The 14,542-nt window shown below is 35.7% G+C and carries 10 protein-coding genes and 1 pseudogene; 8 read left to right on the forward strand and 3 right to left on the reverse strand.

The genetic code is table 11. The features are described from left to right. The 7 genes from VB691_RS21595 to VB691_RS21625 form a co-directional block, all read left to right on the forward strand. Positions 1–287: CHAT domain-containing protein (locus VB691_RS21595; protein ID WP_323293601.1), on the forward strand; the 287-nt coding region annotated here is incomplete at its 5' end. A 51-nt stretch (positions 288–338) separates the two neighbouring features. Then, complete coding sequence (locus VB691_RS21600; RefSeq protein ID WP_323293602.1) at positions 339–4,268, forward strand: hypothetical protein; 3,930 nt, start codon at positions 339–341, stop codon at positions 4,266–4,268. 580 nt (positions 4,269–4,848) lie between these two features. Then, the gene (locus VB691_RS21605; protein ID WP_323293603.1) at positions 4,849–7,242 is read left to right on the forward strand and encodes a dynamin family protein; all 2,394 of its coding nucleotides are present in this window, start codon (positions 4,849–4,851) and stop codon (positions 7,240–7,242) included. Further along, on the forward strand, positions 7,232–8,026 hold the full coding sequence (locus VB691_RS21610; RefSeq protein ID WP_323293604.1) for a hypothetical protein: 795 nt from the start codon (positions 7,232–7,234) through the stop codon (positions 8,024–8,026). The genes VB691_RS21605 and VB691_RS21610 overlap by 11 nt, the downstream gene beginning before the upstream one ends. A gap of 12 nt (positions 8,027–8,038) precedes the next feature. Next, a complete protein-coding gene (locus VB691_RS21615) occupies positions 8,039–10,342 on the forward strand; it encodes a dynamin family protein (protein WP_323293605.1) in 2,304 nt (767 codons plus the stop codon). Between the two features lie 310 nt (positions 10,343–10,652). Beyond that, the gene (locus VB691_RS21620; protein ID WP_323293606.1) at positions 10,653–11,309 is read left to right on the forward strand and encodes a M48 family metallopeptidase; all 657 of its coding nucleotides are present in this window, start codon (positions 10,653–10,655) and stop codon (positions 11,307–11,309) included. Between the two features lie 178 nt (positions 11,310–11,487). Further along, entirely contained in the window at positions 11,488–12,084 is a 597-nt protein-coding gene (locus tag VB691_RS21625) for a hypothetical protein (protein ID WP_323293607.1), read from the forward strand. Positions 12,085–12,086: 2 nt separating this feature from the next. On the opposite strand, the gene VB691_RS21630 is transcribed toward VB691_RS21625, so the two are convergent. After that, positions 12,087–12,326 (reverse strand): type II toxin-antitoxin system VapC family toxin, encoded by a 240-nt coding sequence (locus VB691_RS21630; RefSeq protein WP_323293608.1) that lies wholly within the window; start codon positions 12,324–12,326, stop codon positions 12,087–12,089. Next, positions 12,323–12,565: a type II toxin-antitoxin system Phd/YefM family antitoxin gene (locus tag VB691_RS21635; protein ID WP_323293609.1), complete on the reverse strand. Its 243-nt coding sequence runs from the start codon at positions 12,563–12,565 to the stop codon at positions 12,323–12,325. Before VB691_RS21635 ends, VB691_RS21630 begins: the two co-directional genes overlap by 4 nt. Before the next feature lie 99 nt (positions 12,566–12,664). On the opposite strand from VB691_RS21635, the pseudogene VB691_RS21640 reads away from it, so the two are divergent. Beyond that, positions 12,665–13,478, forward strand: a pseudogene (locus tag VB691_RS21640) (Rpn family recombination-promoting nuclease/putative transposase). Here VB691_RS21640 and VB691_RS21645 read toward each other — a convergent pair. Next, entirely contained in the window at positions 13,475–14,128 is a 654-nt protein-coding gene (locus VB691_RS21645) for a hypothetical protein (RefSeq protein WP_323293610.1), read from the reverse strand. The pseudogene VB691_RS21640 and the gene VB691_RS21645 overlap by 4 nt on opposite strands. Positions 14,129–14,542: the final 414 nt, after the last annotated feature.

Below are 14,542 nucleotides of genomic sequence, written 5' to 3' on the forward strand. Positions count from 1 at the left end.
GACTACTGCGCTCAAAACATCGAGATGACTTTGAAATCATCACGTCAACAGCAGTACGTTACAGGGACATACAACGGGCGATTTTAGATAACGACCCCAACATCGTCCACTTCTGCGGTCATGGTGATGGGGAACAAGGGTTAGTTTTTGAAGATATGGCAGGGGGAAGCAAGCTGGTCGATTCCGAAGCTTTGTCTGGTTTATTCGCCTTATTCGTAGATAAAATCGAGTGTGTTGTTCTCAACGCTTGTTATTCGGAGGTTCATGGTTCTGCGATCGCAGGATAACTTAGCGGCATTCAACGATAAACTATAAAAACGAAATTATTATAATCTCAAATGGTTGAAGATAAAACTGGTTGGTATATTACTACAAATGACATTAAAAACTGGACTGAAACCAATAAACGGCAAGCAGAAGAAATACTGCCGCTATTGGTTAAGATGCTTATTAGGGCTTCCTGCAAGCCAAAGAAAATTAATTTTCCATCAGGTAATGATATTGCGGTTGGTGGATGGGATGGTGTTCTTGAAGTAGATGAGGGTAATCAATTTATCCCTTCTGGTACATCAGGCTGGGAATTTGGAACAAACAAAAGTGTTAAAGATAAAGCTGATGATGATTACTTAAAAAGACTGAAGAATCCAGATCCTTTTGAGTTAGATACAACCACTTTTGTTTTTGTTACATCAAGACTTTGGACACAGAAAGACAATTGGGTAAATGAGAAAAAATCAGATAATAAATGGAAAGGCGTTGAGGGAATTAATGCACAAGACCTTTCTAATTGGTTAGAAGACTGTTCTGCTGTACATCGTTGGTTCTCCCAATTGTTGGGTAAGCGCTGTACTTCGACTTTAGATATTGAACAAGCTTGGTTTGAATTTACTAACCAAACTAAGATAAATTTGACTGCTGATTTTTTCTTGAATGGAAGGGAAAATGAGTCAAAATCATTGTTAAATTTAACCTCTGTTCAAGATCAACATAGAATAAAATCAAAGTCAAAAGATGAGGCTTATGGCTTTATTTTGGCAACCCTTATTAACGTCGAAGATGCAAATTGTCGATGCTTAATTATAAAATCTCAAGAAGCATGGGATTTTATGGCAACCAGTGAGCAATCCCTCATCTTAATCCCCTATGGGTTTTCTCCGACTGGGATAGGGGCTGCTACTGCCAAGGGTCACACCGTACTTATTGCCGTTGATGATAAAGATACTCCTTCAGAATCAATCTGCTTAAGTCGTCAACCTCGTCTTATTAGAGAAGAAGGATTTAAAAAGCTTTGGCCTGGTGATAATAAAGACAGTGAGGATAATGCTAGAGTCTTATATCGAGAGACTAAGGGTTATTTTGAGCCGTTGCTTAGGCATCCCCTATTGCGACCAATTGATTATAAGAAACCGACATGGTCTAACAATGCTTCGCTAGATGTCCTTTTTGCTGCCTTATTTGCTTCAACATGGAATGAAGATAATGAGTATGATTGTCAGGCAATGAAAGTATTATCTGGTTTATCTTATTCTGATTTCAAAAATAATATTACTCACTTATCTCACGAAAATGATCCTCCCATTCGGAAAATAGGAAATCAATGGCAAGTCATTGCCAAGATTGATTTCTGGCTACTAATTGCTCCAAAGATAGCTGAACCCTATTTGCAACGATTAGGGAAAATAGCCCCAGTGATATTAGCTGATGAAGATCCCTACCATTTGCCAACCAACGAACGCTATATGGCATCGATTCTGGGAGCAGTCCCAAAATACTCGTCTTTTCTCAAAAAAGCGATCGCTGATTCTCTAGCATTGCTATCTGCTTTTGGCGATGAATTTTCTGAACAATTAGGATATGAAAAGTCATCTTCGCTTGTTTGTGGTTGGATTCGTAAGGTTTTTGAAGAAAATAAAAACGTAAAATTCTGGTTTTCCGTGCAAGGGTGTTTGAGACTACTGGCTGAAGCTGCTCCTGATGTATTTCTCAATGCAGTAGAATCAGCTTTAGAAGGGGAGAATCCTATTCTTTTAGGTTTATTTACTGCTGAAGGAGACGGGGTTTTTGGAGGTTCTTATCATTCAGATTTATTATGGGCATTAGAGCTTATTTCTTGGAATAAGGACTATCTTGTTAAAGTCAGCCAGTGTTTAGCTCGTTTGTCAGAGATAGATCCAGGTGGGACATACGCTAAACGCCCATTTAAGTCACTCGTTGATATCTATTTAGGATGGATAAATAACACATCGGCAACCCATGATGAAAGACTAACAATTCTAAGGAAAATACTGATTCGTGAATATCCAAAAGTATCATGGGATTTGATGATTGCCTTACTGTTGAATAATACACTTTCGTCTTCTGGAATATGTAAGCCAGAATATAGGGATTGGACAACTAATGTAGAAGCTAGCATTACAAATCAAGCTTATTTGAATTATGTAGAAGCCATAGTGGATTTACTATTAGATAATTTTGATAAGACTTATGAAAATATAGACAATAGAATTATTAATTTAGTTAATAATTTTACTTTTTATACTGAAGAACAAGTCCAAACTATTATAAAGCGAATGCTATCCATTAAGGCGGAAGACCTTTCTGACGAGCAAAGAAAGAAGATTGTCAAGGAGATCATCGGTATTGTAGCGCGCCATAAAAGGTTTCCAGATACTAAGTGGTCTTGGGCAAAAGAGTTACTTGACCAAGTAGAGAAAGTTGCTCATCATTTCGATTTTAAAGACGTTGTAAAAGCGAACTTATTTCTTTTTAATGCTCACGTTCCTGTTTTAATTGATCTAATTAATATCGATGATTACGATTATAAAGAACGTGAGGCTTTATTAATAAAAAAACGAATATCTGTCTTAGAATCTATTTATCAAGAACAGGGTATTGATGGCATTAAAGAATTAATTGTAAACTGTTCTTTACCTCGATTAGTTGGTTCTATAGCCTTTCTAAGTTCCTTCTCAAAAACGAAATCATCTAATTTTTGCACGTTAGCTGTTTTAAGTGGGCCAGAAACCCTTGCGCTGTCGTTACTTTGGGTAAGGATTTTAGAAAAATGGGATGTTTTCTCTAAAACTTTGTATAATCTTGCCATAGAATGGTTAGATATTGATGATAACTTAGGAGAATTTTCTAAAGGATTTTTTCTTACTTTATCTCATAACAAGTATGAAGAAGCAAAAAACATCACAATAGAAAATACAAATTGGTCATCTATTAAAAAAGCGAAATTTTTATTATGTATGCCCTTAACTACTGAAACCCTAGAACTTGTCGATAGTATTCCAGAAGAAGGAAGACAGCACTTTTGGTCTAACCTAAATCATTATATTGTTCCAGATAAGCAAGTTGAGCTTGTGTCCAGCATTGCATCTAGGCTATTAGAAAATGATAGACCACGCGCAGCAATTGATGCTCTAGCTCAATTGTTTCTTATAAGCCAAAACCTTAGTGAGTTAGATAGTAACTTAGTAGCAAATATTTTAATTGGAATTGCTACCAACCCCAACGAGGGTAATCGAATGTCAATTCAAGAGGTTTCTCATGACATTTTGAAAGCTATTGAGTTTCTTCAAGATGCTGGTACAATTCCAGAAAGAGAAGTCTCTTACATTGAGTGGTTGTACCTTAAATTTTTCAGATATGAAGCATTTTCGCCTCGTTATCTGATGAAAAGCGTTGCTGAAAATCCCAGTGATTTCGCTCAGCTTGTTATCTGGAGTTTTAGAAGAAATGATAATAAACAAGACCCTGTAGAGGATCTAACAGAGGAATTGTTGAGACAGCGAGTAGAGATTGCTTATAGGTTACTCGAAAAGGTTTCTATTCTCCCTGGGCAGACAGGAGATCAGATTGACCTGAGTGCTTTGAAAGAATGGATTAGAAAGGCAAGAGAATCTTTAAAAGAAGCTGGAAGGTTAGATATTGGAGATATCAAGATCGGGGAATATTTATCGCGCTGCCCTAATGGAACAGATAATATATGGCCACATGAATCAGTCAGAGATATTATCGAGCAAGTAAAGAGTGAGAAACTTGAGCGAGGAATAATATGTGGTCATCGAAACTCTAGAGGCGTGACACTCAGACGTTTATACGATGGGGGTGAACAAGAACGTTCTTTGGCGGAAAAATATGCTTCCGATGTAGAATCAATTCGATTTGAATGGCCAAGAACGGCTGATATTTTAAAAGTAATTGCTCAGTCTTATGAAAGAGAGGCTGAGGTAAACGATATAAGTGTGGAGATAATGGATTAATCTAATGTTTTTAGTTTAATTTTAATATAATAGAAGAAGAATATCAATTATTAACAATTATGGACAGAACGGTCTTCTTGAACTCTGGGAAAACAATATTCCTTGCTGAATTGTAGAACTATTTGATAGTAAGAGATTGCCCATTATTTTAAGAGCAAAAACTCAAAATTCTGAGTTATGTTAGTTTGCGATCTCGCTATGCGAGTGCGAAGCAACGCCTCAAAGTTTATCCTGAAAAAAGCCCAGAGCTTAGAAACTGTAAGGTAAAAGCCTAGAGCCCCAGAAGATCGTTATACAGCGTTTTTCATAATATCGCCCATTTAGTACATAATAACCAAGAAAGTTAACCTGCTCCCAATCGCAAAGTTTGTGAGAAATGCGGGCTAAGTTATGATATAAGGGGGGAGGAGACGAAACGACAGGTGGTGCAGTGTTTGAAATTAAACGGATAGTTGAATATTATCTTAAAAAATTTTATTTGAGAGTTGATATACTTTAGAATTATTTAGGGAACTATAAGTACGTTAACGATTTGTTCAGTGATGATCTAATCTCCTAGTTAGTGAGTAACATTCCCGTTATGAGTCAAAAATCTTACGAAGTTTTCCAAGGAGTAGAAAACAAGGCCACACTTCTGGCAGGTTACTGGGATAACTTCAAGACGGAGATTATTCAGCATTTACCAGAATCTTATCATGCTGAGATTCATGAACTCTCTAACAATCTAACAACAGCGTTAGAAACATTAATTGATGAATTGCGCCATCCCACTCTGATTTTAGCGACTACAGGAACAACTAGCAGTGGTAAAAGTACCTTAGTAAATTTCCTTTGTGGTGCTGATATTGTGCCGACAGCAGTGAGTGAAATGAGTGCAGGGGCAGTTACAATTGAATATAGCGAAGAAAAGGGTTTAATTATTGAAGAAACACCGGGGGCATTATGGGAATGTGGTTGGTGGAGAAATATTAGTGATGAGGAAATTTGTAAACGCTTAGAGCAAGCAATGATTAGTTATATTGATAATAAAAAAGATCAATCTAACTTAGCTTATCCCAAATTTATTATTTATTATCCTTTCAGACTTTTTAAAGAATATGAGCGAGATTTACCTAAAGGTGTCAGAGTTAAATTACTAGATTTACCTGGATTATCTTATGTGGGCGATGATAGTAATATGGAAGTTATTAAACAGTGTCGTGATGCTTTGTGTTTAGTAACATATAATAGTCAAGAAACCGACCCTCAGAAGGTTAAAAGTCTTTTATTACAAGTCGTAGAAGAAGTTAAGGGATTAGGCGGTTCTCCAGAGAGAATGCTATTTATTCTCAACAAAATTGATGTTTTCAGAGATGATAAAAATTGGGTAGAAAGTGAAAAGCGTTTTGTCGAAAAAACCACCAGAAGCATTAAAAATGAACTAACAGAACAATTAAGAGAATATACCCAAGCGATTGACAATATAAAAATAATTAAATTAAGTACATTACCTGCTTTATTAGCTTTACAAATACAAAGCAATGATCAAAATGATAGTACCATAGCCTGTAGAGATGCTGATCGTAAATGTAGTCAGTTAATTGAAGAAAGTATCTTAGAAGATTTACCCCGAAAAGCAGAAAATTGGTCTAGTCAAGATAGAATTCGAGTGGCCGAAGATTTATGGCAAAAATCCTATGCTGAGGAATTTCAACAGTATTTAAACCTACATATTACCCAACATTTTCCTAAGTTAGTTATTCCTCAAGCCATAGAAAAATTTAATGTGGCTGCGGGAAATAGTATTGCACAATGGGCAGTACAGACTACTACTGTAATTCTTAACAGTTCAGAAGAAAATTATCAGCAAGAATCTGAAAGAATCTCATGTATAAAATCTTCTTTAGATCAATTTCTTCGAGCAAGTGATGCTAATTTAAGAAAGCCTTTTGAAAAAATTAATCAGCAGTGTAAGGACTATATTAGTCAGCAAACTGAAGATGATCCAATTTCTGTATTAACAGAAGCTATTACAGAACTTCAATTTACCGAACCTTATAACGATATTGAAGAAAAATTAATTCCTCTCTACGATTGGAGAAATGCTTTAGGGAGAGGAGTTGATCAGATTTTGGAAGCAGTAGCAGAATCGTTAGAAAATGGCATAGTTACTCTAGATCATCCTAATTTTAAGAAAGCAAGTATTGTCCATGTTAACTTGCTAGAGAGAAAGATAAGAAGATTAATCGAACTAGGCTATAGTCATTACAGCGCAAAAAATGGTCAAAATGTAGTTGCAAAAACAAACGAAGAGAAAGAGAATCTTAAACAAAAAAATCACGAACTTAACGAACTATCTATTCATCTTAGTTTGATTATAGCCCAAGTGTTGGACAAAATTGCCACACAAGAGATTAATAGAATGTATGAAGCAGTCAATGAGTTGTTTATATTTCATCTTGCTTATTTAGAAAAAGAGTCTAATTCTATTGCTGAGAATATTGTGATTAGATTTCCAGAATCTGAGTTAAACAAAGTTAAAAATGATCTAAAATTTGATTTTGTTGAGTTTAACTCAGATTTTGATATTAAAAAAGAAGACTACACTGAAAAACGTAGAACTTGGAAGCATTGGTTATGGATAGTTCCCAAAAAGGAAAAACGCTCTAGTGATAATGCAGAAATTCCAAGTATAGGGCAAATTTTAGGGGATTGGAAAAAACAATTAAAGGAAGCTGAACCTAAGATTTTAAAGCAAGTGATAGAATGGTTATTGGCACAAATTGATGATTTAAAAAAAAATGTAGATCAAACTCAAACTGATATTCTTAATCTTTATCGAGATAGATTAGAGAAGGCTAGACAAGAAATTACCTTTGATTACGAACAACAGCAAAATGTGTGGAAACCTATGCAAGAAAGAGCAAGAAGATTAGAAGAAGAATTTTCTCAATTAAGTAATCTTCAAGAGGAGAGTGATTTAAGTGGGAAGTAAACATTTTGAAGAAAATTCCAAGCAAATTTTTGAACAAGTCTATCCTCACATTAAATATCAAAGATTAGGTACTTTAAGCTCCGTCATCTATTTAATTTTAGATAAGCTCGAAGCTCAGGAACTTTGTAAAAAATATGGAATTGACAAAAAGGCTACTTTAGATAAGGATGTAGAGTTATCTGAGGATATTATATATACAGTTTCTGTAAATCAACAAAAACTTGTAAAAGAAAACTCTCTCTTGAAACAAGGAGGGGAATTTTTAAAAGATGTTTCTAGACCAGTTCGTAAATCACTAGATGAAGATGAGGACAAAATGGAATATATTGTCATTGCTGCTGTTATCTTAATTGGAGCTTATGTTTCTCAAAAATTTTTGAGTGAAACTTCAACAAAAAACATAACTTCTCCTGCGCTTCCTAGCAAACCAATTCCTACTGCAATATGTCTGGCTGTTCCTGCATCAGTAGTTTATGGCTTAACTTTAGGAAAACCAATAAATAGAGAGAAAATGATTGAACTCATTGAAGCCGCTCCAGAATTTTTATGTCTTAAAGCAGAAGAAGCAGACCAAAAAATTATAGATACAATAAATCAAGAAATTTCACCAGACAGTCAACTTAAATTTTATATTAGGATTGATATACCCAATGGACAAAACATCATTGGTGAAGAAACTAAATATGTCATCAAAAGGGATATTCCAGCTAATACAGAAGGTAAAATTATCCAGCTAGGTCGTCTGAGAGATGCGTCTATCCTCAAATCATTCAAACGTATTTAAGGAGTTAATTTAATGGATTGGAAATCAGCCTCATCTTACTATGAAACCCGCCTCAGTGATGTCTTAAACATCCAAAATTATGCCGTTGACTTAGCCAAACTTCCACAAGCTGAAGTTCCCTCCAAATTAACAGAAATACTCATCCAAGAAGCTGCACCCGCTAACCGTCAACTCGAACGATTGAGAAAACGAGAATTTCGCATTGCTGTAGTAGGTTTAGAAAAGGCGGGAAAAAGTACCTTTATTAACGCTTGGTTAGAATGTGATTTACTTCCCGCAAAAGGGGGAAGATGTACGTTTACTACTACCCAAATATATTCCGTTAAAAGTGAATCTGAACAAAGATTAGAAGTGCAAACTCGCACCGAAGAACAGTTTATTCATCTTCTCAAAGAATTAGAAACCGTTGGCGCAAAAGAAGACTTAAAAACTATTAGAGAATACGAAACTACCTTACAACAAGTTAGAAAAGAAGGAAATTTAATTATTCCTTTTACCAGATTAGAAGATATTCGAGAACAACTAAAAAAATACGTTGCTGATGAAAAATATGCTCATTCTGTCTTAGAAGCTAGACTTTATACTAATAAACTTGCTCAAGCAGAAGGAATCGTCTTTTATGACGTTCCTGGTTCAGATTCTGGGTTAGCAAAGCACGTTGACGAAGCACAACAAATGCTCTCAGACTGTGACGCAGTAATAGTAATTCAGCGTTTTCGTAGTATTCGAGAAGCAGAATTAGAAATTATTAAATTTACTGAACAAGGCGATAAAAATATTACTATTGCTGATAAACTTTTTGTCTTTTTAAGTCATATTGATTCCCTTGGTAGCGTAGAAGCAGTAAAACAACACATTGAAGAAGCTTCTCAAGATTGGCTAAAACGTGCCAATTTACCCACAAATCGTATTATTTCCGGTTCAGCAGGTGCTTATTTAATTTTAAATAATCTTGCAGAAGAACATACCCAATTAGAAATAGGTCAAGCCAGTAATATTCGAGATAAATTAAGCAGTTTAACCGGAATTACTGATGAAGAAATTTTAAAAAATCAAGGAACAGGAATTCCCGAAATTAAACAAAGAATCTTTAATTATATTAATACTGAGCGAGTCTCTATTCTTAAAAAACGCTGTGAAGTTTCTATTGATAAAATCGTCAATACATCAGAAGATATTTATCGTCTTGTTAATCAAAGATTTCCTGAAAACCCTGAAGAAGCACAACGATTTGAAGAAGAAAGAAGACGAATATCTTTTACCGAATGGTGGAATAGTAAATGGGAACACATTAAAGCAGATTTACAAAATTTTTATGAAAATAATGTGATTAATAAACCGTTAGAAAAAGTCAATAATAACTCATCAACTAGCATTTATAAAATTAGAGAAAGATATCTTCAACTTGTAGAAAGTGAGATGAAAATATTAAGAGAAGAAACCTTAAGCAAAAAAGAAATTATTTTTGCTGCAAATTCTTTTCCAGACTTTGACCGCACAAAAGCTAATTATGCTTGGCGAGAAAACTTATATGCTGATATCAGAAAATTATTAGATTCTCTGGCACGACAATTAGCTGCTGAATTAAAAGATGAAGCATTAAAATTAGTAGATTATATGACTACTTTATTATGGGGAAGTCATCAAGTAAAAGAACGACTTATCGGACACTCAGAAGATGAATTTTTAGCCCGTTTAGAAAATAGTTTAAGTGTCTTATTCTTACGCTTTGCTCGTCCAGTCGCTGAAGCATTAATTCGCGGCCCCGTTAACAGTGATACCCGAACGCAAATTGTCAAATCTTTAGGGGCTGATGTTGAATTGATTGATAATTATTATCAAGGGGATGAACCAGCTTTTAGAGTGCTGAAAAAATACGTTAAATATGGGTCTGATTTGCTTTTTAACCGTGACCTTCGCCAACAAGTTTTAGGGGTAACAGAAGTCATAGGAATGACGATAGATAAAGTAATAGATTTAGCTGACCAATTAACCCCTCCTAGAGAAATTGTTATCTTTGAAGTAACTAATGATATTAACGCCTTTGAAGAATATTTACGCAATGGAATTTTTGAAGCAGCAGGATTTGAAGCCTATTGTATTCAGGAATTAAGAGGCTTAGTCGATCTTTTTCGAGAAAAAAAAGGAACATGGACAGGCGTAGCAATTAATGAATGGTTACAAGAAAACTCTCAACTTTTGGACGAATTGCCAGCAAATTTGCAATCCCAAGAATTTAATTTAGAGGTTAGTGAGCGATTAAGACAGTTATCGATTGCTTTAAAAAGAAATATAAATGTGCCAGAAAAGAATTAAATCCACTCCCTGTTCCTGCGGCTTAATTAGACATCTTCAAAAACCAAAATTTTACCCTGATGATAAAAGGGTTTGAGGTTAATTTTTGGAGATGTCTATTGATAATCTACAAGGTAGGATGTGAAAGCTTACGTCAATTAACTGCCGAGCAATAAGAAATAACGCCTATTACACTTCATTAATGTATCCAAAAGATCAGCAATCCTACTGACTGATTGACTTAAGACCTAACAATATAATGGCCTTATTATAAACTTAACAAGGTAGATGAATGTTAGGGTTCTCTGAGTTAATCTTGATATTGATTATCGTGGCCATTCTTTTCCTACCAAATATACTCAGATCAACAGCAACTGACTTAGAGCGTTTGGAGGGAGAACTTTTAGACCAATTGAAGTCTAGTAAATCCATTTCTATTGAGTCAATTCCCAGAGTCAAAGAGATTCTTGACGAATTGTACCATATATCTAATTCTAAACTTTCTCAATACACTCAGTATGTACTCGACAGTGATCAAATCAATGCAATGGCATTACCAAGTGGCATAATTCTTCTAACGAAAGGGTTTGTTGATATTTTAGAAGATTTTTCTGATGATGAAATTGCAGGAGTTCTAGCGCATGAGATTGGGCATATTGAACTAGGACACGCCAAATCTCGTATGGAGGATGAATTTAGACTCAATGTTATCGAGTCGGCTGCCTCACTGGTTTTGAGAAATCCTTTGGTAAATCTAACCGTAAGCGGAATGTCGTTTCTTTCTCAGCAGATGTTTAGTCGTGAACATGAATATGAGGCAGATAATTATGCACTCTCTTTACTAAGCAATTCAGAATACAGCCCAGTAGGACTTATTAAAGCTTTACAAAAACTTAGCAAAGGAGATACTATACCCCAATGGTTAGAAATATTAAGCACTCATCCACATCTTGATGAAAGAGTTTCCAATCTTATTAAACAAGTTTGACAATGAAGAATCACTCTTAGCCTTACAATCATTTATCAAAACATCAGAGCAGAAGAAGCGGCTAATTTGATGTACTATTAAAACTTTCTCAGACTCCAAAGAGAGTAAAATTACTTGTTAGAATGATGTTGAAAGTAACTGATCTGAGCAAGTAAACTCTGAAAATGCTGATGATGTAATGCTTTCAACTGATGACCCTAATCCTAGTTACCTACTTTTTGAACATACTCAAAGTTTAACATCGAGCGCAGTCGAGATGTTGAAAGAGGAAAATGATCAATCAGTAGAAATACTCAGTACAAATGAATTGGGAGGAAATGCCCAAGAAAATGAGGTCACATTATCAGACGAGGTAACTAATTCTGAGCCTGTTTCGTGTAACGTAGATATAATCGACAATGTAGCCGTTTCTCATTCCCCATTACCTGCATTGGCTGACTCTGATGAGGTGGTAACTGAAGTCATTGACTGGGACGATGTGGTGGCGGCGATCGATCAACTTATGGAACGGCTTGGTTGGGACAAAGAGCGAGGAAAACGGCATCTAATTCTGACTTACGGGGTTAATTCCCGTCGCCAATTAAGCGATGAGCAGATCTTTGAATTTCTGGCATTTCTTCAGTCTCAGTCAAAGTTTCAAGCAGGGCAAACCGCGATGTTTCAGGGGGTGCGCGTTGTAATTGAACGGGTCATCAACGAAGTTGTGGCGGTGGTGAGGTCATGGGATAAGCCCAAGGAACGGTGCTTTGAGGTGGCGATGGTGCATCTAACATAAGATTATCTGGTAATCGCTATGGTAGTGACATCGTAATCACGAAACACATTATCATTGGTCAAAATCGGCAAATTTTCGCTGATCCCTTGAGCGATAATCATTCTGTCGAAAGGATCTTTATGATGAAGTGGAAGTGTAGCTGCGGTAATAGCATCGCTGATCATACCTGAAACTTCTGGATTTAATTTCTCTGGTTCACTCAAAGCCCATAACCAACAATGAGTATCTAACAGAAGATTCACAATTCTTCTCCATAAAAGGAGTTCAGGATCTCATCAGGGAGAGGAGCATTAAAGTCATCAGGAACCGTAAATTTCCCTCGATCTATACCAAGAGGACGGGGCTTGTCCTCGTCATTAAATGGCACTAACTTGGCAACGGGAATTCCACGACTAGCGATAATTATTTCTTCTCCGAGTGCTACTCTTTGTAACAACTTCGATAAGTGCGTTTTGGCGTGATGGATGTTGATCGATTCCATAACAAGTGGTATTTCAAATTTAGTCTATCTCTAAGATAAACGAAACTAAGTCAATAAACTAGACTAAGTTTAGGGGTGTTAAAGTGATAAAATCAGACAATGTTTGATTCCACCTGCAAATTCATTGCTGCGACCTTTGCCACAGATATGGCCATTTGGTTACTGGGAAAACCCATTGACAAGAGCGGAGTTAAAGCCGTCGGAACTCTCCTTAGAACCGATCAGGGCAGATAGCTTAATCTTTCTGCAATCAGAGGGCGTGGTCTTGCATATAGAGTTCCAAACGGAGCCTAAGAAAGATATTCCCTTTAGAATGGCTGATTATAGGCTGAGAGTCTATCGTCGTTATCCTAATAAGGAAATGCACCAAGTGGTGATTTACTTGAGGAAAAGCAACTCTGAGTTAGTGCAGCAAACGGTGTTTGAACTGGCTCAAACACGGCATCAATTTAACGTAATTCGGCTCTGGGAAGTGGATTATGCTGATTAACTTCAAGCACCAGGGGTCTGGCCCTTTGCGGTGTTAGGACAAGGTGGGGATAGGGAAGCTGTCTTAAGAGATGTGGCTAACCGCATTGAGAATGTCATTGACAAAACAGACCAAAGCAATTTGGCGGCCTCTACTGCAATTCTCGCTGGTTTAAGATTAAATAAGCAATTGATTCAAAGGATCTTAAGAGAGGACATTATGAAGGAATCTGTGATTTACCAGGATATTAGAGCTTCAGGAAAGCAAGAAGAAGCTGCCCACCTAGTCTTACGCCTACTCAATCGCCGTCTAGGACAAGTCTCAGCTACCATAGAGGCACAAATTCGCCTACTCCCCGTCGAGCAATTAGAAGACCTCGGAGAAGCCTTGTTAGATTTTGAAAGTGAGGCGGATTTGGTAAATTTGTTGGCTAAATTAACTTAAAAGACAAAAGGCAATTCTTTCAAAACAAGAAAATTATTAACATCTTTTGAGATAGGTGGTAACTGAGTGAGAGGAATACTTGTATCTGAGTATTGGGAAAATATATCAGAAGGCACATATACAGAACCAAAATTTTTAGCCAAAAGTTTGTAACATTCTCTATTTCCTATAACAACTAAATACTTATGGTATTGAGCAACAGGATTGTAATAATTACGAGAAAAATCTGAGTAACAATATTCAAACCAAGTTTGTGCAAGAATGTAATCAAGTTGTTCACATTTTTGGTCGCTTTCTAGCGGAAATCCTTCGGGAATTTCTTCGATAATCATTTCTTCACTGTAATCAAGAAATATTTTCTTTTGTATTTTTAAAATTTTTCCTTCAGGAAAAATCAAAATAACCAGTGAAACCGCATTAAGTAAGGTTGTTAAGGTCGTGCCTAATTCATCTTCTGTTATACAAAGTTGATAAAAACTTTCAAGACTAAAAGGACAATGATCGATTGCGATCACGTCCCAGCTAGAACTATAATGACTTAATTCTTGTAGTATGTTAATACTTTCTACAGAACAAAATCTTCTTTGTAGTTTACCATCTTCAAAAGTAACTAAAAAATTATTAATAGGAACAATAAGGAGTTTATTCATGATCATGAACCAATATACATAACTTATGTTATAAAATTAAAAACAACAAAGTTTATCTAAACCTTTTGTCCGTCTGATTATATCATTTTTGACAATTTTATTCAACTAATCCAAAAACCGACACCTGCGAAAAACTGTTTCCTTATTTCTCTTAGTAGATTAACAGATTAAATGGTTGTCAGACTTTATCTGTTATCTTCCCTTCTAAACTATTGACCAAGAACCGACTTCTAGTATATCATTAGATTTTTAAACAATTATTCTTGTGATATGATTTAGTATAAACCATAACAATAATCTACTATGAAATCTTTAACAGTCCCTGATGAGTTAGGAGAAATAATCGAAGCAGTCATTAGATTTTACCAAGATGCTGTTACTTCCATCGACCCCTCAATTGTCTTCCAGGAATTA

The sequence above is a fragment of the Crocosphaera sp. XPORK-15E genome (assembly GCF_034931425.1).
Taxonomy (GTDB): Bacteria; Cyanobacteriota; Cyanobacteriia; order Cyanobacteriales; family Microcystaceae; genus UHCC-0190.

Excerpts from the sequence above, each read along its gene's own strand:
- VB691_RS21600 (WP_323293602.1), top strand. The coding sequence starts at position 339 with ATGGTTGAAGATAAAACTGGTTGGTATATTACTACAAATGACATTAAA.
- VB691_RS21605 (WP_323293603.1), top strand. The coding sequence starts at position 4,849 with ATGAGTCAAAAATCTTACGAAGTTTTCCAAGGAGTAGAAAACAAGGCC.
- VB691_RS21615 (WP_323293605.1), top strand. The coding sequence starts at position 8,039 with ATGGATTGGAAATCAGCCTCATCTTACTATGAAACCCGCCTCAGTGAT.
- VB691_RS21625 (WP_323293607.1), top strand. The coding sequence starts at position 11,488 with ATGCTTTCAACTGATGACCCTAATCCTAGTTACCTACTTTTTGAACAT.
- VB691_RS21635 (WP_323293609.1), bottom strand. The coding sequence starts at position 12,565 with ATGGAATCGATCAACATCCATCACGCCAAAACGCACTTATCGAAGTTG.
- VB691_RS21645 (WP_323293610.1), bottom strand. The coding sequence starts at position 14,128 with ATGAATAAACTCCTTATTGTTCCTATTAATAATTTTTTAGTTACTTTT.